The sequence below is a fragment of the Actinobacillus pleuropneumoniae genome, from assembly GCF_003290385.1.
Lineage (GTDB): Bacteria > Pseudomonadota > Gammaproteobacteria > Enterobacterales > Pasteurellaceae > Actinobacillus > Actinobacillus lignieresii.
The window spans coordinates 1,727,605-1,749,365 of sequence record NZ_CP030753.1 but is presented as its reverse complement, the minus strand read 5'-3'; the positions used below and the strand labels follow the sequence as shown (position 1 = coordinate 1,749,365).

The 21,761-nt window shown below is 41.0% G+C and carries 19 protein-coding genes and 1 tRNA gene; 9 read left to right on the top strand and 11 right to left on the bottom strand.

Annotation, left to right across the window (positions count from 1 at the left end; genetic code table 11):
* Positions 1-31: 31 nt before the first annotated feature.
* Positions 32-532 (bottom strand): thiol peroxidase, encoded by a 501-nt coding sequence (tpx, locus tag DRF63_RS08140; protein WP_005598730.1) that lies wholly within the window; start codon positions 530-532, stop codon positions 32-34.
* Between the two features lie 142 nt (positions 533-674).
* Between tpx and DRF63_RS08135 the strand changes: the two genes are divergently transcribed.
* The 3 genes from DRF63_RS08135 to accA all read left to right on the top strand — a co-directional run bounded on the left by DRF63_RS08135 (position 675) and on the right by accA (position 3,898).
* The gene (locus DRF63_RS08135; RefSeq protein ID WP_005598728.1) at positions 675-1,409 is read left to right on the top strand and encodes a 1-acylglycerol-3-phosphate O-acyltransferase; all 735 of its coding nucleotides are present in this window, start codon (positions 675-677) and stop codon (positions 1,407-1,409) included.
* Positions 1,410-1,415: 6 nt separating this feature from the next.
* Positions 1,416-2,828 carry a multicopper oxidase domain-containing protein gene (locus DRF63_RS08130; protein WP_005598726.1) on the top strand — a complete coding sequence of 471 codons (1,413 nt, stop codon included), beginning with the start codon at positions 1,416-1,418 and terminating at the stop codon, positions 2,826-2,828.
* A 116-nt stretch (positions 2,829-2,944) separates the two neighbouring features.
* Entirely contained in the window at positions 2,945-3,898 is a 954-nt protein-coding gene (gene accA / locus DRF63_RS08125) for an acetyl-CoA carboxylase carboxyl transferase subunit alpha (RefSeq protein WP_005598724.1), read from the top strand.
* A 127-nt stretch (positions 3,899-4,025) separates the two neighbouring features.
* Here the strand turns inward: accA and DRF63_RS08120 are convergent.
* Positions 4,026-4,101: transfer RNA gene (locus DRF63_RS08120), tRNA-Thr, on the bottom strand.
* A 100-nt stretch (positions 4,102-4,201) separates the two neighbouring features.
* On the opposite strand from DRF63_RS08120, the gene pdxY reads away from it, so the two are divergent.
* Positions 4,202-5,062 (top strand): pyridoxal kinase PdxY, encoded by an 861-nt coding sequence (gene pdxY / locus DRF63_RS08115; protein ID WP_005598723.1) that lies wholly within the window; start codon positions 4,202-4,204, stop codon positions 5,060-5,062.
* A gap of 137 nt (positions 5,063-5,199) precedes the next feature.
* Positions 5,200-6,099 carry an IS256 family transposase, variant Zn-binding type gene (locus DRF63_RS08110; RefSeq protein ID WP_418910105.1) on the top strand — a complete coding sequence of 300 codons (900 nt, stop codon included), beginning with the start codon at positions 5,200-5,202 and terminating at the stop codon, positions 6,097-6,099.
* Positions 6,100-6,634: 535 nt separating this feature from the next.
* Here DRF63_RS08110 and DRF63_RS11455 read toward each other — a convergent pair.
* The 9 genes from DRF63_RS11455 to DRF63_RS08065 form a co-directional block, all read right to left on the bottom strand.
* Positions 6,635-7,255 carry an IS256 family transposase, variant Zn-binding type gene (locus tag DRF63_RS11455; RefSeq protein WP_418910104.1) on the bottom strand — a complete coding sequence of 207 codons (621 nt, stop codon included), beginning with the start codon at positions 7,253-7,255 and terminating at the stop codon, positions 6,635-6,637.
* A gap of 155 nt (positions 7,256-7,410) precedes the next feature.
* The gene (gene tuf, locus DRF63_RS08100) at positions 7,411-8,595 is read right to left on the bottom strand and encodes an elongation factor Tu (protein WP_009875214.1); all 1,185 of its coding nucleotides are present in this window, start codon (positions 8,593-8,595) and stop codon (positions 7,411-7,413) included.
* Between the two features lie 61 nt (positions 8,596-8,656).
* The gene (fusA, locus tag DRF63_RS08095) at positions 8,657-10,762 is read right to left on the bottom strand and encodes an elongation factor G (RefSeq protein WP_005620535.1); all 2,106 of its coding nucleotides are present in this window, start codon (positions 10,760-10,762) and stop codon (positions 8,657-8,659) included.
* A gap of 99 nt (positions 10,763-10,861) precedes the next feature.
* Entirely contained in the window at positions 10,862-11,332 is a 471-nt protein-coding gene (gene rpsG, locus DRF63_RS08090) for a 30S ribosomal protein S7 (RefSeq protein ID WP_005619841.1), read from the bottom strand.
* Between the two features lie 136 nt (positions 11,333-11,468).
* The gene (gene rpsL / locus DRF63_RS08085; RefSeq protein ID WP_005543325.1) at positions 11,469-11,843 is read right to left on the bottom strand and encodes a 30S ribosomal protein S12; all 375 of its coding nucleotides are present in this window, start codon (positions 11,841-11,843) and stop codon (positions 11,469-11,471) included.
* A 121-nt stretch (positions 11,844-11,964) separates the two neighbouring features.
* Positions 11,965-12,924, bottom strand: a complete 960-nt coding sequence (rfaC, locus tag DRF63_RS08080; protein ID WP_005599912.1) for a lipopolysaccharide heptosyltransferase RfaC — start codon at positions 12,922-12,924, stop codon at positions 11,965-11,967.
* Positions 12,925-12,998: 74 nt separating this feature from the next.
* The gene (gene waaF, locus DRF63_RS08075) at positions 12,999-14,036 is read right to left on the bottom strand and encodes a lipopolysaccharide heptosyltransferase II (protein WP_043991944.1); all 1,038 of its coding nucleotides are present in this window, start codon (positions 14,034-14,036) and stop codon (positions 12,999-13,001) included.
* An 81-nt stretch (positions 14,037-14,117) separates the two neighbouring features.
* Positions 14,118-14,522: an MliC family protein gene (locus DRF63_RS08070; protein WP_005599908.1), complete on the bottom strand. Its 405-nt coding sequence runs from the start codon at positions 14,520-14,522 to the stop codon at positions 14,118-14,120.
* A 121-nt stretch (positions 14,523-14,643) separates the two neighbouring features.
* The gene (locus DRF63_RS08065) at positions 14,644-16,035 is read right to left on the bottom strand and encodes a LysM-like peptidoglycan-binding domain-containing protein (protein ID WP_005599906.1); all 1,392 of its coding nucleotides are present in this window, start codon (positions 16,033-16,035) and stop codon (positions 14,644-14,646) included.
* Positions 16,036-16,335: 300 nt separating this feature from the next.
* Here DRF63_RS08065 and DRF63_RS08060 point away from each other — a divergent pair, with 300 nt between their 5' ends.
* The 4 genes from DRF63_RS08060 to DRF63_RS08045 all read left to right on the top strand — a co-directional run bounded on the left by DRF63_RS08060 (position 16,336) and on the right by DRF63_RS08045 (position 21,754).
* The gene (locus DRF63_RS08060) at positions 16,336-16,680 is read left to right on the top strand and encodes a ComEA family DNA-binding protein (RefSeq protein WP_005599904.1); all 345 of its coding nucleotides are present in this window, start codon (positions 16,336-16,338) and stop codon (positions 16,678-16,680) included.
* Positions 16,681-16,830: 150 nt separating this feature from the next.
* Positions 16,831-17,721, top strand: a complete 891-nt coding sequence (gene asd, locus DRF63_RS08055; RefSeq protein WP_005599901.1) for an archaetidylserine decarboxylase — start codon at positions 16,831-16,833, stop codon at positions 17,719-17,721.
* Between the two features lie 116 nt (positions 17,722-17,837).
* On the top strand, positions 17,838-20,201 hold the full coding sequence (gene hsdR / locus DRF63_RS08050; RefSeq protein ID WP_005599900.1) for an EcoAI/FtnUII family type I restriction enzme subunit R: 2,364 nt from the start codon (positions 17,838-17,840) through the stop codon (positions 20,199-20,201).
* A gap of 83 nt (positions 20,202-20,284) precedes the next feature.
* The gene (locus DRF63_RS08045; RefSeq protein WP_005599897.1) at positions 20,285-21,754 is read left to right on the top strand and encodes a class I SAM-dependent DNA methyltransferase; all 1,470 of its coding nucleotides are present in this window, start codon (positions 20,285-20,287) and stop codon (positions 21,752-21,754) included.
* Positions 21,755-21,761: the final 7 nt, after the last annotated feature.

Genomic DNA, 21,761 nt, shown 5'->3' with positions numbered 1-21,761 from the left:
AAGGTACTACATTTTATGATTTAAGTTTCGCTTAAGCTAAAACCGCTAATGCCGCTTCGTAATTCGGTTCGTTTTTAATTTCGGAAACCAATTCGCTGTGTAACACGCGATTATTTTCGTCTAATACGATAACGGAACGTGAAGTTAAACCGGCAAGCGGGCCGCTTTGAATATCCACACCTAATGCGTTATGTGCCGCTTTATTACGGAATGTTGAAAGGGTTTGTACGTTTTCGATCCCTTCCGCACCACAGAAACGCGCCTGTGCAAAAGGTAAATCGGCGGAAATACAAAGCACAACCGTATTGCTTAAATCAGCCGCTTTTTGGTTAAACACACGTACTGAAGTCGCACATACGCCGGTATCGATACTTGGGAAAATATTTAATACTTTACGTTTTCCGGCAAAACTTGCTAACGCCACATTTTCCAAACCGTTATTCACTAGGCTAAAATCGGCAACCGTATCGCCCACTTGTGGAAAAATACCGGCAACGGTAATCGGATTACCCATTAAAGTTACATTACTCATCTTAAACATCCTCTGGTTGAAAAGTAAAATTAATATAGCGGCTTTTATTCCGCATTTAAACCTTTTAATAAAATAAGTAAAATTTGCTATACTTCGGTAAATTTTTAAGAAGCGTCGTCTTCATTTAAACTCAAGGTTATTTATGTTAAAAATTCTTCGTATCTTTTTAATCGCCGTCCTTGCGATTATGATTTCCCTTATCGGAACACTCTATGCGTTTGTGCGTTTTCGCCATCCGAGTTCGGTCGGCGTCGTCGCTAAAATGTATGCGGCGATGCATCGTTTAGTCGGCTTAAAAGTCATTTACCGCCCTCGTCCGGCATTTAATCAGTCGGCGATTTACATCGCTAATCATCAAAACAATTACGATATGCTTACCATTGCCGGTATGGTGCCGCCTCGTACGGTAACCATCGGTAAAAAGAGTCTGATTTGGATTCCGTTTTTCGGCTTGGTTTATTGGGCGACCGGTAATATTTTTATCAACCGCGAAAAGCGCAGTAGTGCGATCAGCACAATGAATAAAGTCGGGGAAATTATTCGCGAACGTCAAATTTCGATTTGGATGTTCCCGGAAGGTACCCGCAGCCGCGGCAGAGGTTTATTACCGTTTAAAACCGGTGCATTCCACACGGCAATTGCCGCCGGCGTGCCGATTGTACCTATCGTCTGTTCTTCGCTACATAATAAAGTCGATTTAAACCGTTGGAATAACGGCGTGGTCATTTGTGAAACGTTAGAACCGATCGATACCAGCGGTTACAACCGTGATAACATCAAAGAATTAATCGAAAAAAGTTATGCCGTGATGTCGGCGAAAATCGAAGCGTTGGATGCGGAGGTTGCCGCATTGGAATCCAATAAAGAAACAAAGTAATTAAAGATGATGAATCTGACCAGAAGACAATTACTTACTCGTTCGGCGGTTGCCGCAACGATGTTTTCCGCACCGAAAACCTTATGGGCGGCGGAACGCCAACCGCTAAAAATCCCACCGATTATCGACGTCGGTCGCGGTCGTCCCGTTCGTTTGGATTTACGTCCGGCACAAACTCAATTCGACAAAGGCAAACTGGTTGATGTTTGGGGCGTAAACGGTCAATATCTTGCGCCTACGGTGCGGGTTAAATCCGATGATTTTGTGAAACTGACCTATGTGAATAACTTGCCGCAAACGGTAACGATGAATATTCAGGGGCTGTTAGCTCCGACCGACATGATCGGTTCCATTCATCGCAAACTGGAGGCTAAAAGCAGTTGGTCTCCGATTATCTCGATACATCAACCGGCTTGTACCTGTTGGTATCACGCCGATACAATGCTCAATTCGGCGTTCCAAATTTACCGAGGTTTGGCAGGGATGTGGATTATCGAAGACGAGCAAAGTAAAAAAGCGAATTTACCGAATAAGTACGGCGTAAACGATATTCCGCTGATTTTACAAGATCAGCAGCTCAACAAACAGGGCGTACAAGTTTTAGATGCCAATCAAAAACAGTTTTTCGGGAAACGTCTGTTCGTTAATGGGCAAGAATCCGCCTATCACCAAGTGGCGCGAGGTTGGGTACGTTTACGTATCGTAAACGCCTCGCTATCGCGTCCTTATCAATTACGCTTAGACAATGATCAACCGTTACATTTAATTGCAACCGGTGTCGGTATGTTAGCCGAACCCGTGCCGTTAGAAAGCATTACTCTTGCTCCTTCCGAACGAGTGGAAGTCTTGGTCGATCTCAATGAAGGTAAAACCGTTTCACTGATAAGCGGTCAAAAGCGAGACATTTTTTACCAAGCGAAAAACCTGTTCAGTGACGATAACGAATTAACCGACAACGTGATTTTGGAACTGCGTCCGGAAGGTATGGCGGCGGTGTTCAGTAATAAACCGAGTTTACCGCCGTTTGCAACCGAAGATTTTCAATTAAAAATTGCGGAAGAACGTCGTTTGATTATTCGTCCGTTCGATCGTTTGATTAATCAAAAACGCTTTGATCCGAAACGGATTGATTTTAATGTGAAACAAGGCAACGTCGAACGTTGGTATATTACCAGTGATGAAGCGGTCGGATTTACTCTGCAAGGCGCGAAATTCCTGATTGAAACCCGTAATCGCCAACGTCTGCCGCATAAACAACTTGCTTGGCATGATACGGTTTGGTTGGAAAAAAACCAAGAAGTGACCCTGTTAGTTCGCTTTGACCACCAAGCAAGCGCGCAATTACCGTTCACTTTCGGCGTATCCGATTTTATGCTACGTGACCGAGGTGCGATGGGACAGTTTATCGTCACCGAATAAGCGGTCGGATCTGTCGCAAAATTTGCAAAAAATTGAAAAAAATAACCGCTTAAATACCTATTTAGCCCGTATCACTGGTAAAATAGATAGAATTTTCTGAAAATAGGACTTAGACAATGAGCCAAGAATATTTAGATTTTGAATTACCGATTGCCGAATTGGAAGCGAAAATCGAATCGCTCCGTGCAGTTAGCGAGCAAGACGGTAAGATCGACCTTGATGACGAAATCAAACGCTTACAGAAAAAAAGCGAAGAACTGACCAAGAAAACCTTTGCCAACTTAGATGCGTGGCAAGTTTCTCGTATGGCGCGCCATCCGAATCGCCCGTACACTTTAGATTATATCGAGCATATTTTCACCGAGTTTGACGAACTTGCCGGTGATCGTGCGTTTGCGGATGATAAAGCAATCGTCGGCGGTATTGCACGCCTTGACGGACGTCCGGTGATGGTCATCGGCCACCAAAAAGGTCGTACCACCAAAGAAAAAGTGAGACGTAATTTCGGTATGCCGGCACCGGAAGGCTATCGCAAAGCGTTACGTTTAATGGAAATGGCGGATCGCTTTAATATGCCGATTATTACCTTTATCGACACGCCGGGCGCTTATCCGGGTATCGGTGCGGAAGAACGCGGCCAAGCGGAAGCGATTGCACGCAACTTACGTGAAATGGCGCAATTAAAAGTGCCGGTTATCTGTACGGTTATCGGTGAAGGCGGCTCAGGCGGTGCTTTAGCGATTGGTGTCGGCGATAAAGTAAATATGTTGCAATATTCAACCTATTCGGTCATTTCTCCGGAAGGCTGTGCTTCCATTCTTTGGAAAAGCGCCGAAAAAGCCTCAACCGCGGCGGAAGTTATGGGTTTAACCGCGCAACGTTTAAAAGAATTAAACTTAATCGACAGCATCGTGGCAGAGCCGCTCGGCGGTGCGCACCGTGATGTGGCGCAAATGGCGGAAAATCTTAAACAACAAATTTTAGCCGATTTACAAGACTTAGCTCCGCTCAGTACGGAAGACCTATTAGATCGTCGTTATCAACGTTTAATGAGCTACGGTTACGTATAAACGAAAGAGAAAACACGCGGTCAAATTTTTGTGATTTTTTGCGAAAATTTGATCGCTTTTTTATACACAAAAATCTTAAATCGACTATTTTTGAATGGATAACAAGTTATTCGGAAGTAAAGAAGAATGGTGCCGACTACCGGAATCGAACTGGTGACCTACTGATTACAAGTCAGTTGCTCTACCTACTGAGCTAAGTCGGCGTATCTTGAAAAGAGGCGTTATTATAGTTTTTTCGTTTAAAGTTACAAGTCTATTTTGTTAGATTTTTATACATTCAAAAATAAAAAGGGAGTTAATTGAATGAAAAACATTCTGTCTATTCAATCTCATGTGGTTTACGGTTATGCGGGCAATAAATCCGCTACCTTTCCCATGCAATTGTTAGGTGTCGATGTTTGGGCGTTGAATACGGTACAATTTTCGAATCATACCCAATACGGTAAATGGAAAGGAATAGTAATGCCGAAAGAACAAATCGGTGAAATTATCCAAGGTATTGATGAGATTGGCGAATTGGCAAAATGCGATGCGGTACTTTCCGGTTATATCGGTTCGGCCGAACAAGTCACGGAAATCGTAAACGCATTTCATACGGTGAAAAGTCGTAATCCGAATGCGATTTATCTGTGTGATCCGGTCATGGGGCATCCGGATAAAGGCTGTATCGTCGCCGACGGCGTAAAAGAAGGCTTAATAAAACAGGCAATGGCGCATGCCGATATTATTACGCCGAACTTAGTCGAATTAAGAGAATTAAGCGGTTTAAGCGTAGAAAATTTTGAACAAGCGATTGAAGCGGTAAAAGTCATTCTCACCAAAGGACCGAAAAAAGTTTTAGTGAAGCATTTAAGTAAAGTCGGTAAACAAGCGGATAAATTTGAAATGTTTTTTGCAACCGAGGAAGGTATTTGGCATATCAGTCGTCCGCTCTATCAATTTGACAAAGAGCCGGTAGGTGTAGGCGATTTAACCGCAGGTTTATTCTTAGCCAATTTACTGAACGGTAAATCGGATATCGAAGCCTTTGAACATACCGCAAATGCCGTAAATGATGTGATGGAAGTTACCGCAAATTCCGGCGTTTACGAACTGCAAATTATTGCCGCTCGAGAATTTATCCTTACACCTCGCAGCCAATATAAAGCGATAAAGATTGTTTAATCGAAATAGCCTAAAAATCATGCCGCTTGTTGTGAAATAAGCGGTTTTTGGGATAGTGGACAAAATTGAGTCTACAAAATGGGTTAAAACCTTGTACTATAAGGCTTTAACCCACTTTTTATAAAAATGACTAAAAAATTGTATTTTCTGCTCATCTTTTAACCTCAAAAAAATATGGCAAAATTAATGGTGTTCAACGCTATAAATGTCTCGATTGCCATCGTAATTTTGTTGCATCCAAACGACTTAATTCACAAGAAATTTGGTTTAAGTATACCTCGCTAAAACAAACCGTTCGGCAGCTTACTATTGAATATCAATGTTCTGAAAGAACCATCAGAAGACATCTTCAAAAATCCATCAAAGCTGAGCAAAAACCTTTACCCGAAACCATTAACATCGTGATGGATACCACACATTTTAAACAGCGTTTTGCCGTATTGGTTTTAGTGGATTCACTCTCTTCCAAACCGGTCTACTTTCGTTTTATTCCCGCTGAGAAAAATCAGTATTATTTCGAAGCTATATCAGAATTAATGGAAAAAGGCATTAAGATTCAATCGATTACCTGCGATGGTAGGAGGGGATTACTCAATGCATATCCTGATATTCCAACTCAGATGTGTCATTTTCATCAAGTTGGGAGAGGGATATTTTATTTAACGAAATCCCCCAAATCTCCGGCTGGGAAAGCGTTATTGGAGCTATACTATTCACTTAAATCTTATACAAAAGAGACGCTTAATCAAGCATTACTGCAATGGCGGAATGAGTATAAAACTTACTTTAACGAACGCTCGGAGCATAATGCAAAACGGTTTAAACACAAACGATTAAGAAGTGCCTATTGGAGTCTAAAACGTAGCATAAATTATTTATTTACCTATCAAGATTATCCTGAACTGCATATTGCACATACGACGAATTTAGTCGAGTCATTTTTTAAGCTGATGAAAGCAAAATTAGCCCCTCACCAAGGATTGACTGATGAACATAAGATGGTGTTTATAAAGGATTTTATTTGCCAGCGAAGTTAAAAATAAAGCCATAACAGACTCAAAAATGTCCATTATGGCTATATCATGGGGAAATTAGACTCAATTTTGTCCACTATCCCGCATTTTTTATTCGTTTATTTTAGTGAGTATGGGAAAATCGTTCGTATCTTTCCCTAATCATCAAAAAGGCATAGTAGACAAAAAGGTTAGTATTTTGTCGAACTATGCCTCTATTGGACAAAAGGGTTGGTAATGATTATGTTTAGAAATTTTTACCGACTCTTTTTATTTAAAAAGTCCTGTATAAACAATATCTTATGCTTTCTCGTTAATCCGCTATGTGGGCGTAATTTGTCTTTTAATTCTTTAAATAATCCTTCTATTCGATTTGTCGTCTTTTCAATATTTAACTCAGGATACTTTTCATACGTAAAAATATAATCCATATAACGTTTTATACTTGTATAAGCACTTCTCACATTACGATGTTTATAAGGATATTTTCCTTTTTCATTCGGTTTATCTGACCGTTCCTCTAAAAAGGCTTTATGTTTTATTTTCCAGTGATGTATTTTTAAATAAAATTCATTTTTGAACTGACTTTTAACGTCTTTATTATCGTTTTTAATTCTCTTCCTGCGTGCGATTGATGCTTTTTTCTTAATGCTCTCATCACGATTGCTACTAAATGAAATTGGCACATTTGCGTGGGCGTATTCATTAAATCTTTCAATAAGCCACGCCTGCCATCACAGGTAATTGATTGAATGATATAGCCTTTTTCTCTTAAATGATTGATGGCTTTCTTGTAATAAATATCTTTTTCCGTTTTCACAATTTGGTGATAAACCACTTTGGTTGAAAGGCTATCAATAAAAACCATCACGCCAAAATCACGATGAAAGAAAGTAGTATCAATAATTAAGTTTAAATATTTATTTTGAGGGGCTTTTAAGAAGGCTTTAGGAGCCTTTTCTAAATATCGTTGAATCGTTCTTACTGAACACTGATATTTATTAGCGAGTTGTTGATATGTTTGTTTTCCAACAGAATAATCCAACCAAATTTGGGTCGAATTTAATTTAGATGTTAAGGTAAATATTTTATTGCAAGCTGAACATTTATAACGTTGAAGCTTATTTTTAAAGCCATACTTTTGTGTTTTGGAAGATTGACAAAAAGGGCAAGTTTTTATTCATATTTCAAAAAGGTAGGTTAAAGCCTTGTACTATAAGGCTTTAACCCACTTTTTACCAACCTTTTTGTCTACTATGCCAAAACAAAAAAGCGTGTCTTTCAACACGCCTTCTCTTTTAGCATTTCGCTTCAAATATTAAGTCTAATACCTAATTATTTGATGATTTTCGCTACCACGCCCGCACCTACTGTACGACCACCTTCACGAATCGCAAAACGTAAACCTTCGTCCATCGCGATTGGGTGAATTAAGCTCACAGTCATTTTGATGTTGTCGCCCGGCATTACCATCTCAACACCTTCCGGTAACTCGATTGTACCTGTTACGTCCGTTGTACGGAAGTAGAACTGTGGACGGTAACCTTTGAAGAATGGAGTATGACGACCACCTTCTTCTTTTGATAATACGTAAACTTCTGATTCGAAGTCTGTGTGCGGAGTGATTGTACCCGGTTTCGCTAATACTTGACCACGTTCGATTTCTTCACGTTTTGTACCACGTAATAATGCACCAACGTTTTCCCCCGCACGACCTTCGTCTAATAATTTACGGAACATCTCAACACCGGTTACGGTTGTTTTCGTAGTTTCTTTGATACCTACGATTTCAACTTCTTCACCTGATTTGATGATACCACGTTCAACACGGCCTGTTACTACCGTACCACGACCAGAAATTGAGAATACGTCTTCGATTGGTAATAAGAACGGTTTATCAATTGCACGCTCCGGCTCTGGAATGTATGTATCTAAGTGGTGTGCTAACTCAAGAATTTTTTCTTCCCACTCCGGCACGCCGTTTAACGCTTGTAACGCTGAACCACGTACGATTGGTGTATCGTCACCCGGGAAATCGTATTGAGAAAGAAGTTCACGCACTTCCATTTCTACTAATTCTAATAACTCTTCGTCATCTACCATGTCGCATTTGTTTAAGAATACGATGATGTATGGTACGCCTACTTGGCGACCTAATAAGATGTGCTCACGAGTTTGTGGCATCGGACCGTCTGTCGCTGCTACTACTAAGATTGCACCGTCCATTTGCGCCGCACCGGTAATCATGTTTTTAACATAGTCCGCGTGTCCCGGGCAGTCTACGTGTGCGTAGTGACGTGTTTCCGTATCGTATTCAACGTGTGAGGTGTTGATGGTGATACCACGTGCTTTCTCTTCCGGTGCATTATCGATTTGGTCGAATGCACGAGCCGCACCACCGAAGTGTTTTGATAATACGGTAGTGATTGCTGCTGTTAAAGTTGTTTTACCATGGTCAACGTGACCGATTGTACCCACGTTTACATGGGGTTTTGTACGTTCAAATTTTTCTTTAGACACTTTGATAGCTTCCTAGAAATAAGCCTCCGCCCTATTGCCGAGGCTTTAGTTAAAAGATAAATTATTTAGCTTTACGAGCTTCAATAATTGCATTAGCAACGCTTGTCGGTGCTTCAGCGTATTTTAATGGTTCCATTGAGTAAGATGCACGACCTTGAGTTTGTGAACGTAAGTCTGTTGCATAACCGAACATTTCTGATAACGGCACTTCCGCATTGATCTTAACAACGAACTCATTCGCTTCTTGACCGTTCACCATCGCACGACGACGGCTTAAGTCACCGATTACATCACCCACGTAATCCGGCGGAGTTTCCACTTCAACTTTCATGATTGGCTCAAGTAATACAGGGTTTGCACGACCGAACGCTGATTTAAACGCTAATGATGCAGCAAGTTTAAACGCTAATTCTGACGAGTCAACATCATGGTATGAACCGAAGTGTAAACGTACACCGACATCAACTACCGGATAACCCGCTAACGGACCTGATTTAAGTTGTTCTTGGATACCTTTATCAACCGCAGGGATGAATTCGCCAGGAATTACACCACCTTTGATCTCGTTCACGAATTCGTAACCAGGACCTTCCGGCTCTAATGGGTATAAGTCGATTACAACGTGACCGTATTGGCCGCGACCACCGGATTGTTTTGCGTGTTTACCTTCAACATCTTTAACCGTTGTACGGATAGTTTCACGATAAGATACTTGTGGTTTACCGATGTTCGCTTCAACTTTAAATTCACGACGCATACGGTCAACGATGATATCTAAGTGTAACTCACCCATACCTGAGATGATAGTTTCGCCCGATTCTTCATCTGTGTGAACACGGAATGAAGGGTCTTCTTGAGCAAGACGACCTAACGCTAAGCCCATTTTCTCTTGGTCAGCTTTAGTTTTTGGTTCTACCGCTACAGAGATTACTGGTTCTGGGAATTCCATACGCTCAAGGATGATTGGTGCGTCTTGTGCACATAATGTGTCACCCGTACCAACGTCTTTTAAGCCGATTGCCGCAGCGATATCGCCCGCGCGAACTTCTTTGATTTCTTCACGTTTGTTTGCGTGCATCTGTACGATACGACCGAAACGCTCGCGTTTTTGTTTAACTGAGTTGTAAACGGTATCACCAGAGTTGATTACGCCTGAGTACACACGGAAGAAGGTTAAGTTACCAACGAACGGGTCTGTTGCAATTTTGAATGCTAAAGCTGCGAACGGTTCGTCATCGCTTGCGTGACGTTCACCTTCGGTTTCATCTTCATTGATACCTTTGATTGCCGGGATATCGGTCGGTGCAGGTAAATATTCAATAACTGCGTCAAGCATTGCTTGAACACCTTTGTTTTTGAATGCAGAACCACAGCAAACAGGGATAATTTCATTCGCTAACACACGTTGGCGTAAAGCCGTTTTGATTTCTTCTTCGGTTAATTCTTCACCACTGAAGAATTTTTCCATTAATTCTTCTGACGCTTCTGCCGCCGCTTCCACTAACATTGCACGACGTTCTTCACATGCTTCTAACATATCCGCAGGGATATCTTCGTAGGTAAAAGTCATACCTTGGTCAGCTTCATTCCAGTTGATCGCTTTCATTTTGATTAAATCAACTACGCCTTTGAAGTTATCTTCCGAACCGATAGGAAGTTGTAAAGCAACAGAGTTACCGCCTAAACGAGTTTTGATTTGATCAACAACACGTAGGAAGTTAGCACCGGTACGGTCCATTTTGTTTACGAACGCAATACGTGGTACTTGATATTTATTTGCTTGGCGCCATACGGTTTCTGATTGAGGCTGAACACCACCTACCGCACAGTAAACCATTACCGCACCGTCAAGAACACGCATTGAACGTTCTACTTCGATTGTAAAGTCCACGTGTCCCGGAGTATCAATAACGTTGATACGGTGTTGTTCAAATTGTTTAGACATACCGGACCAGAACGCTGTTGTTGCAGCAGAGGTGATGGTAATACCACGCTCTTGCTCTTGTTCCATCCAGTCCATAGTAGCTGCACCATCGTGCACCTCACCAAGTTTATGACTCACGCCCGTATAGAATAAGATACGCTCAGAGGTAGTTGTTTTACCTGCATCGATGTGCGCACTGATACCAATATTACGGTAGCGTGAAATAGGGGTTGTACGAGCCATTATATTATTACCTTGTTTGGAATTTAATATGAGTTTAAATAAGGGTAAGGCTTCATCGCAAATTTTGTGATGAAGCCCTGCAAGCATATTGCTAAACGATTACCAACGGAAGTGAGCAAACGCTTTGTTAGCTTCAGCCATACGGTGAACGTCTTCACGTTTCTTAACAGCCGTACCTTTGTTATCCGCTGCATCTGAAAGTTCGTTTGCTAAACGTAATGCCATTGATTTGTCACCACGTTTACGAGCCGCTTCAACAATCCAACGCATAGCTAATGCGTTACGACGAGAAGGACGAACTTCAACCGGTACTTGGTAAGTAGAACCGCCAACACGACGAGATTTAACCTCTACTGTCGGACGTACGTTTTCTAACGCTGCTTCGAATGCTTCTAAAGCTTCTTTACCGGTACGTTGTGCTAAAGTTTCTAAAGCACCGTAAATAATTGATTCTGCTGTAGATTTTTTACCATCTACCATTAAAACATTAATAAATTTCGCAAGTAATTCTGAACCGAATTTCGGATCTGGAAGGATTTTGCGAGGTTCAACACTACGACGACGTGGCATTGCAAATACTCCGTTTATATATTCAGGATAATCCAAAACTCATCTATTGTGTGTGACTGCACATCACGATTGACTGGAGTTTATGGTTTAAATTTTTGATTAATTTAGACGTTTGGCCTTACTTAACGGAGATCCATTAAGCTTTAGGACGTTTAACGCCGTATTTAGAACGACCTTGTTTACGGTCTTTAACGCCTGCACAGTCAAGTGCACCACGTACAGTGTGATAACGCACACCCGGTAAGTCTTTAACACGACCGCCACGGATTAATACAACACTGTGTTCTTGTAAGTTATGACCTTCACCACCGATGTATGAAGTTACTTCAAAGCCATTTGTTAAACGAATACGGCACACTTTACGTAATGCTGAGTTCGGTTTTTTAGGTGTAGTAGTGTATACACGAGTACACACGCCACGTTTCTGCGGGCAAGCCTCTAATGCAGGAACGTTGCTTTTTACAACCTTTTTCACACGCGGTTTGCGTACTAATTGGTTGATAGTTGCCATTTAAAAGCTCCAGTTAAAATTATAAAAATAAAATTAAAAAATATCCTTTCAAAGACGAAAGGACAGTAAATTCTAGTGTTATACGGAGTAAAAGTCAAGCATCCGACAAGGGATAAATTGATTATTCCGTGATCAATGTTTCTAAGGTTTGCAAGACGCGATAAGGTAAAATATTCGCCATACCGTGTCCGGTTAAATAATGCTGATTTTTGCCGTAAGCACCGATTAATTTCGGATCGGTTGTACCGTATAAAATTACGTTTGGTTTATCCAATGCCGCCGCTAAGTGACTCAATCCGGTATCCACCGATAACACCACTTTCGCACCGGAAATTTGCTCGGCTAATTCGGTCAGTGATAATTTCGGTAATACCGTCACATTGGTATTCGCTTGCGCCAAACGTATCGCGCGTGCTTTCTCTTGTGCATTTCCCCATGGTAAGCGGACTTCAACGCCTTGTACGCTTAATTCTTGAATCACTTCTCGCCAATATTCTTCTTTCCAATGTTTATCCGCTCGAGTCGTAGCATGAATAGCTAACACATAAGCGGTTGAATTTTCATTTTTTTTAGCAAAATGCGTGGCAATGCCATAATCGCCCAATCTATCGGGGAGCGTGTAATTCAGTGACATCGCAAATAACTGACGAATCCGTTCCACCGCATGTTGTTGATAAGCGATATTAAACGAGTGATCATAAAACAGGCTACTTAAACCTTCTCGTGCCGAATGTTTATCGTAACCGTATTTCGTTCCTTTCGCCTGCTTGGTGGCAAATACCGCACTTTTAATCAACCCCTGCGCATCAATTACCGCATCATATTCCGTCGAGCGGAGTTGCTTCAGATAATTTTGCCATTCCAGCCAGGTCTGGCGTTTACATAAGTTCTTACGCCAACGACGAATCGCTAACGGCACGACCTTATCAACCGCCGAATGCCAATGCGGAATTTCACTAAAATTTTCTTCTATTACCCAATCGAATTGAATATCCGGAATTGCTTGTTGAGCATCGGTTAAGGCCGGCAAAGTATGAATCACATCCCCCATTGAGGATGTTTTTACAATTAAAACTTTCATTTATTTATCTTTTAAATTGAGATAAACAAGCGGTCTAAATCTGCAAAGTTTTTACAAAAAATGACCGCTTGCAATTAGCCTAATAACGCCTCTAATTTTTTAATCACCATTTCCGGCTGAATATCAATCAGACTCTGATGATAGCCTTCGGCAGCTTCACCTTTGCGAATCTTAATCAAACCGCCTTCAATTAAGCGAATAATCACCGCCTTATCGGAAAGCGGTGGCGTATATTGCGGACTGGTCGGTCCGTAAAGCGCAACCAACGGTTTGCCAAGTGCCGCGGCAATATGCATTAATCCGGAATCATTACTTACCACTGCATGACAATCGGCAATTAAATCAACCGCTTGATTCAAGTCGGTTTGCCCCGCTAAATTGACACAATAACGCTGTAAATTGTCCGCTAAACTTGCACGAATTTGTTCGCCGACCTCTTTATCTTTATTAGAACCGAACAGATGTACCGCATAACCTTTTTCAATTAGCATTTCCGCTAACTTGGCATAATGATAATGCGGCCAACGTTTTGCCGGCCCGAATTCCGCTCCCGGGCAGAAGCCGATTGCCGGACGCTGTTCGGCATATTCAAACTGTTTGGCAAATTTCGCTTTGGTCGCACTGATCTCAGCCACTTGCGTTTGTAGATAAGGTACAGGCATCGGCAATGCTTTGGCATCCGGCACGGCATTTTTCTCAAAAGCCAGCGCAACATAACGTTGCACCATCATCGGGTAACCTTGCTTGTTATTACGCAAATCGTTTAACAAGAAATAGCGACTTTCGCCTTTCCAGCCGCGGCGCACCGCAATTTTAGCAAATAGCGGAATAAATGCAGATTTAAGCGAATTAGGTAACACAATCGCCATATCATATTGATTTTTTAACGATTTTCCTAACTGATAACGCTCACATAAGCGGAACGAACCATGCCCAATCGGCATCGAAATCGCTTTGCGTACTTCAGGCATTCGAGCAAGCAGCGGGCGACACCAATCCGGTGCCATCACGTCAATGTGACAATTCGGATATTGAATTTTGAGTTGTTGGTACAGTGCGTGCGACATCATCATATCGCCGACCCAAGACGGGCCAATAATTAAGATATTCATTAAATCCTTTTCCCTAAAATAACAAGCGGTCATTTTTACCTAGAAACTTGCAAAAATCTAAGTAAATTTAACCGCTTATCGTTATTTGGCTTTACAGTCGCTTGCCAATATATTGCCGCTGTTATCAGAAAGTACGGCGATTCCGTCCAGCCCTTCAAACCACGTCCAACGAATATTGCTATATTTTTTGCCACCGACTTTAGCTACGACCGGCGACAGAGTATGTTTAGCATTACCGTACGTTAAAGCAATAGCTTGATTGGCATTTGTTCTGCGCTTACTTTTCGTATCTTTTTTCGGTTGGTAACGTTGAACTTTAATAACCACATCGTCTTTGCAAAGAAACTCGGTTGCCGTTTGGCTTTTTACCACACTAATTTTTTCCGTCGGTTTTATTGCGGTAGGCACAAGTTTATTTACAAATTGTACTCGTTGCACCTGTTCGACCGGCGCTTCCAACGGCTTACAGCCTACCACAGCCAACATACTTATTGAGCATATAACCGCAATTTTCTTTTTAATTAAAAAAGGCACCTCAATAGACCTCTCTTTCTCCTAATATTAAAAGAAAAAGAGCAACGGCTATAGCGTTGCTCTGTGATATTTCTTATTTAAAGCTATAGCTACCATCCGCTTGACGAGTAAACTTACCGCCGGAACCGATATTCATTTCGACTACGCGGTTGTTCTTATCCAAACGAACCGTAATACGTTCACCGACTTTGAGGTTACTTACTACATTGTTTACCTTACTCATTGCGTTTACATCCGAAATATTTAACTTATTATCACGGAATACTTGCATTAATGAAGTGCTTTTCGGTACCGTTAAGGTTTTGCTTGAAACGACGCCGGCGCTTGTCGTAGTAGGTTTCGCTACTTTAGCGGTCGCTTTTTCTACCGGTTTTCCTTGCTCCACATTCTTCACTAATTGATCTAACTGAGCGTTTTTAGCTTTCTTCGCATTAAACTCATCGGCGGTCATTGCCTTCACTTTCGGTTGTTTAGGCTCAACTTTTTTATTATCCGCCTTATTTTCCGATTGATGAATCACACTACCTTGAGTTTTCGGCTTAGCAACTTCCGCTTGAACGACAGGCTTATTTACAACCGGCGCCGTTTCGGTAGGCGCGGAATTATTTGCCGCAGGCATAGTAGTTTCAGTCGTAGGCGCTGTTTCTGCCGGCATATTTGTCGCTGCCGTTCCCGTCGGTTCTGTCGCCGCTTGTTGTGTTTGCTGTGCCGCTTGTTGCTGTGCTAATGCTGCTTCCTGTTCGGCTTTTGCTTGCGCTTCGGCACGTTTCGCTTCTTCTTCATCAACCGGTCGGAACTCAATCGGTAATGAACCGCCTTGCTGAGCTTGTAATTCTTCTACGGTTTCCGGTGCGCTCGGTTTTAACCAAAAGAAGATACCGGCTAAAACGGCCGCCAGTCCGGCAACAAGCCCTAAACGACGGAATTTGGACGGTACTTTTGCCATTGGCGTTTCCGGTTTTTCCGTATTCGATACGGGAATCACACGTTCCATATTATTCGTATTCATAGTCGGTTTTTCCTCCGTTACCGTTTTCTCAACTTTCACAGCTTCCGCTTTGTATCTTTCCGCTTCGTCTTCGACAGGAGAGAATGTAAAACCGGCATTTTTAGCGGTCGATTTTAATTCGTTAGCTTCCGAAGCGATCACTTTATTTACCGGTTCCGCATCTTTAATCGTATCTGTAGTACCGTTATCTACATTAGTCGATAGTTTTGATTCATTTTTCACTAGTTGAGTTTCCTCGATTGATTTTAATGTGGTCGTTTCATCAACCGGACGTGTCATCGTAGGCGTAAAAGTATAACTAGGCACTTTGGTCGAATGTAACGATACTTTAGCATTTACGGCACTTTTTTCAGTAATGTCCGAATTAATTTGTTCTGCAACTTGTTCCGCCGAATTTACAGTATTTGCGGACGGCTCGCCGAATGTCGGCTCTTTACGGAAATGATTATGTGACATTTAGATATCCAAATATTAGAGTAAAAATAAAACTAAATAAATTTTTTATATTTTAAAGTATTTCCGCTCAATCAGCACACGCTTTTTAGAAAATTTCTCTTAATAAATAAGAATAATAGCGAAATTACTTACCCGTTCTATCCGAATCGCAAATAAAAGCTCAATTTCTCCGTTTATTTTATGACAACAAATTTTATTACTTTCTCGATCCTGATCGCAAAAATATGCCGCTTAAATTGATCAAGACGGTTCTCGCCTGTAAATTGAGCTAAAAATATGATTACTTAAAGGAGAACTTTTATGAAAAAATTTGCCCGATTTAGTATTAGCTTCATCATTGCATTGTTATCCGCCGATTCAATCGCAAAGCCTAATAATCCGCCCGTTTCCGAACCGACTCCCGTAGTTCAACAAATGACAACAACGAACAAAACTGCCGATAAACAAAATCAAGTGAATATCAATACGGCGGATGCAGCGGAAATTAAATCCAAACTGGTGGGAATCGGTGAGAAAAAAGCACAAGCGATTGTCGATTACCGCACTAAAAACGGTGCTTTTATTACGATAGAACAACTAACGGAAGTCTCCGGAATCGGTAAAGCGACACTAGAGAAAAATCGCGAACGCATCACGCTAGAATAAAAAAATCCGCTGAGCCGACCGTCAATACTCACACTCTCTTATTAATTTTATCGTTCGGCTCAGTCCCTTCTATAACTATTAGGTAATTCACTTTTCTTTCTGTTATACTTCGCGCCTATTTCTGTAATTGAATAAAAAGGATACAACCTAATGTCTTTAAAGCCATACGCTACTCCGACTTATTGGCAACGAGTGAAAGTCGCATTTCAATATATCTTCCCGCAATTACCCGTTACGCGCTTAGCCGGCTGGCTGGCAGAACAAAAATGGGGTGCAGTAACTCACTTTATTATTCGTACATTTGCTAAACAATATAAAGTGAACTTATCGGAGGCGCAAAAAAGCAACGCTTCGGACTACGCAACTTTTAATGAATTCTTTATTCGTCCGCTAAAAGAAAACGCTCGTCCGATCAATCAAGACGCACAAGCACTTTGCTTACCGGCAGACGGTAAAGTAAGCGAATCGGGCAAAATTGAAGACGATCGTTTACTGCAAGCTAAAGGTCATTTTTTCACGCTTGAGACTTTATTAGCGAACGATCAAGAAATGGCAAATAAATTTAAAGACGGTCATTTTATTACCACTTATTTATCGCCGCGCGATTACCACCGCGTACATATGCCGTGCGATGCGACATTACGTAAAATGATTTACGTACCGGGCGAATTGTTCTCGGTCAATCCGTTCTTAGCCGAACACGTGCCGAATTTATTTGCACGTAACGAACGTGTGATTTGTGAGTTTGAAACCGAATTCGGACCGATGGTACAAATTCTGGTCGGCGCAACAATTACCGCAAGTATGAGTACGGTTTGGGCAGGTATCATTAACCCTCCTCGTACGAAAGAGGTAGTAGAATATCACTACGAAACCAGCGGTGAAACGGCCGTACACCTGAAAAAAGGTCAGGAAATGGGGGCGTTCCGCTTAGGTTCAACCGTAATTAACCTCTTCCCGAAAGATAGTGTTGAATTGGAAGCTCACCTACAAGCCGGCGTAGAAACTCGAATGGGTGAACGTTTGGCGAAAATAAAATAAGCGATTCAAACGTAAAATGTATTTATAAAAGGCGTAAGGTAACTTACGCCTTTTGTTTTTCTAAATAAATCTTTCTGATATTATTCCGATAAGAGAAACTTATCGGAAGGAAAGCCATGTTTAGTCCAGCAGAAAAACGTCAGATGTCCGAAGCAGATATTCGTTCAAAATTCATTACACCTGCAATTAAAAATGCAGGTTGGAGTGATCGACATATTAGCGAGGAATATTCTTTTAAAGTTGATAAACCATTTACCGATGGACAGATGATTGTTGATCCTAAAACTAAACTAGCCAGCCGCAAAGACGCAAAACGAGCGGACTATATTTTATATCAATCAAAAAATCATAAGATTGCGGTAGTAGAAGCGAAGGATTATAAACATTCGCCAAGAGATGGTTTACAGCAAGCAATGGATTATGCAAGAGACTTGGGAGCCTCTTTTGCCTATAGCTCAAATGGTGATGAGTTTGTTGAGCATGATTTTATTACGGGTGTTCAACGTACTTTGCCAATGTCGCAATTCCCGACTCCACAAGAACTTTCTGAACGTTGGAGCAAACAATATACACCCGAAGAATTGAAAATTATCCAACAGCCTTATTACACCAGTGCAAGTGATAATTTTAAAGAGCCACGCTATTACCAAGAGAATGCAATCAATCTTACCATTGAAGCGGTGGCAAAAGGACGAAATCGCATCTTATTGGTAATGGCAACGGGAACAGGGAAAACTTACACCGCTTTCCAAATTATTCATCGTCTAAAAGCCAGTGGGGCAAAACGTAAAGTCTTATTTTTAGCAGACAGAAATGTGTTAGTCGATCAGCCGATGACTCAAGACTTCAAGCCATTTAAAGACAAAATGGTTAAAGTGAGCAATAAAAAATTAGATAGCTCGTTTGAAGTCTATCTTGCACTCTACCAGCAATTAGATGGCGAAACGGATAACGAATTATTTAAGCAATTCCAACCGTCATTTTTTGACTTAATCATCATTGACGAATGTCACCGTGGCAGTGCCAAAGAAGATTCTAATTGGCGTGCAATTTTGAACTATTTTAACGAAGCAACGCACATTGGTATGACCGCAACGCCAAAAGAAACTGCTGATGCAAGCAATATCAGCTATTTTGGCGATCCGATTTACACCTACAGCCTAAAACAAGGTATCGAAGATGGCTTTTTAGCCCCTTATCGGGTTATTCGAGTGGATTTAGATTGCGACTTAAAAGGTTGGCGACCAACCAAAGGTTTAACCGACAAAAATGGAGAATTGGTAGAGGATCGTCTTTATACCATTAAAGATTTTGACTACAACATTATCTTAAACGACCGCACTTGCCTTGTCGCAGAACGCATTACAGAATTTCTCAAGAAAACCAACCGCTTGGATAAAACCATTGTGTTCTGTGCCAATATCAATCACGCACAGCGAATGGTGGCGGAGCTTTCTCGCTTAAATGCCGATATGTTGGCAAAAAATCCCAAATATATTCGCCAAATTACAGGCGACCAAACAGGTAAAAATGACGATTTAGAAGCCTTTTGTGATGTACAAAATGAAGGGAATGCTTACCCTGTCATCGCAGTAACATCAAAATTAATGACTACGGGTGTAGACAGCAAAACCTGCAAATTAGTGGTGCTTGATGCCAACATTCAGTCAATGACCGAATTTAAGCAAATCATTGGGCGTGGCACACGTTTACGCACCGATGCAGGCAAAGAATTTTTTACTATTTTGGATTTTCGTGGTGTAACTCGCCTTTTTGCTGATCCTGCTTTTGATGGTGATCCAGTAGCTATTCTTGAACTGCCTGAAAATAAACCATTTGATGACAAAGAAAATAACGAAAAAAATAACCGCACTTCCAAACCAACTGATCAAGTAAAAGAAGATGGTGGTGAATATAAGCCCGCTATTGTCGTAGAGGCTGGCAGCTTAAAATTGCGAATTCTGGATGAAAAAGTACAGTATCTTAATGAACAAGGCGAACTGGTTTTAGAAGATATTGATATTTTCTCGCAACGTGAAATTCGCAAAGATTTCTCATCTTATGAGCAATTCCAGCAAAGCTGGACTACAAGCGGTGAGATTTTCTTGAAATTTTACACCGATGAAAAATGGCTTAATTCTCTGCGGAAGAAAAATCAATTTGGTAGCCAATTTGATGATTATGACATTATTCGCAAAGTTGCTTACGGCAAAATGCCGATGACGAAGCAAGAGCGAATCGAGAAAGCGAAAAAGAGCGACTATTTAGCCCAATACTCCGAAGAAAATCGCCAAGTGTTGGGGCTGTTGCTTGATGAATATGTGAAATCAGGCACTAAAGATCTTAGTAAAACTGAATTACTACAAACACCAAAGTTTAGAACATTTGGAGGTTTACTCCCTATTCTGAATAAGTTTGGGGGCAAAGAACTTTATCGAAAAGCGGTAAAAGGCTTAGAAAAAATTATTTATTCTGATTAATTTTATAAGCGGTTAGATTTTATAAGAAATTTGTAAAATTTTCTAAAATCTGACCGCTCTTTCTCGTTTATATAGGACACAAAATGAGTTTAAACAATTTAGTAAAACGTCTGCAAGATGTGATGAGAAATGATGCTGGCATTAACGGTGATGCCCAACGTATCGAACAAATCGTATGGATTCTATTTTTAAAAATCTACGATGCCAAAGAACAGGAGTGGGAGCAAATCGACGATAATTACCATTCTATTTTGCCCGACTTTTTACGTTGGCAAAATTGGGCGAAAGATAACAAAGACGGTAAAGCAATGACAGGCGATGAATTGCTCAACTTCGTCAATAACGAGCTCTTTCCAGCATTAAAAAACTTACCGATTTCAGCTGAAACACCAATGAATCAAAAGATCATTCGTGCCGCTTTTGAAGATAATAACAACTATATGAAAAATGGTATTTTGCTTCGCCAAGTGATTAATATCATTGATGAAATTAACTTCGAGCAATATCAAGAACGCCACGCTTTCGGCGATATTTATGAAAATATCCTGAAAAGCCTACAAAGTGCGGGCAATGCAGGAGAGTTTTATACACCAAGAGCAGTAACCGATTTTATGGCAAAAATGATTAAGCCTAGATTAGGAGAAAAAATTGCTGATTTTGCTTGTGGTACAGGTGGATTTCTCACGTCGGCATTAAAAGAATTAGATAAACAAAACGATTCTATTAATGATAAAAACCTACTTAGCAATTCTGTTTATGGCATTGAGAAAAAGGCTTTACCGCATTTACTTTGCATTACTAACTTGCTATTGCACGACATTGATAACCCCAACGTGCATCACGACAATGCCCTTGAAAAGCCCGTCAAAGACTACACTGAGAATGATAAATTTGATGTTATTTTGATGAACCCGCCTTATGGTGGTAGCGAAATTGAGCAAATCAAAACCAATTTCCCGTCCGCTCTCCGCAGTAGCGAAACCGCCGACCTGTTTATGTCGGTGATTATGTATCGCTTAAAGAAAAATGGGCGTGTAGCAATCGTGTTGCCTGACGGTTTCTTATTTGGTACGGATAATGCCAAAATGGCGATTAAGCAAAAATTGATGAGTGAAATGAATTTGCATACGGTAATCCGCTTACCGCATAGCGTGTTTGCTCCTTATACATCGATTACCACCAACATTCTGTTTTTTGATAATACCGAGCCGACTAAAGAAACGTGGTTTTACCGCTTAGATATGCCACAAGGCTACAAAAATTTCTCCAAAACTAAACCAATGAAATTGGAGCATTTCAACGAAGTAATGGAATGGTGGCACAACCGCCAAGCGATTGAAATTGATGGCTTTGATAAAGCGAGATGTTACAGCTATCAAGAAATTGCGGATCGCCAATTTAACATTGATCTATGTGGTTTCCCACACGAGGAAGAGGAAATTTTACCGCCTGATGAACTCATTGCAAATTATCAGCAAAAACGTACCGCTTTAAATGCCGATATTGATCGCATTTTAGGCGAAATCACTCAAATTTTGGGGATTAAATTATAGGTGGAAA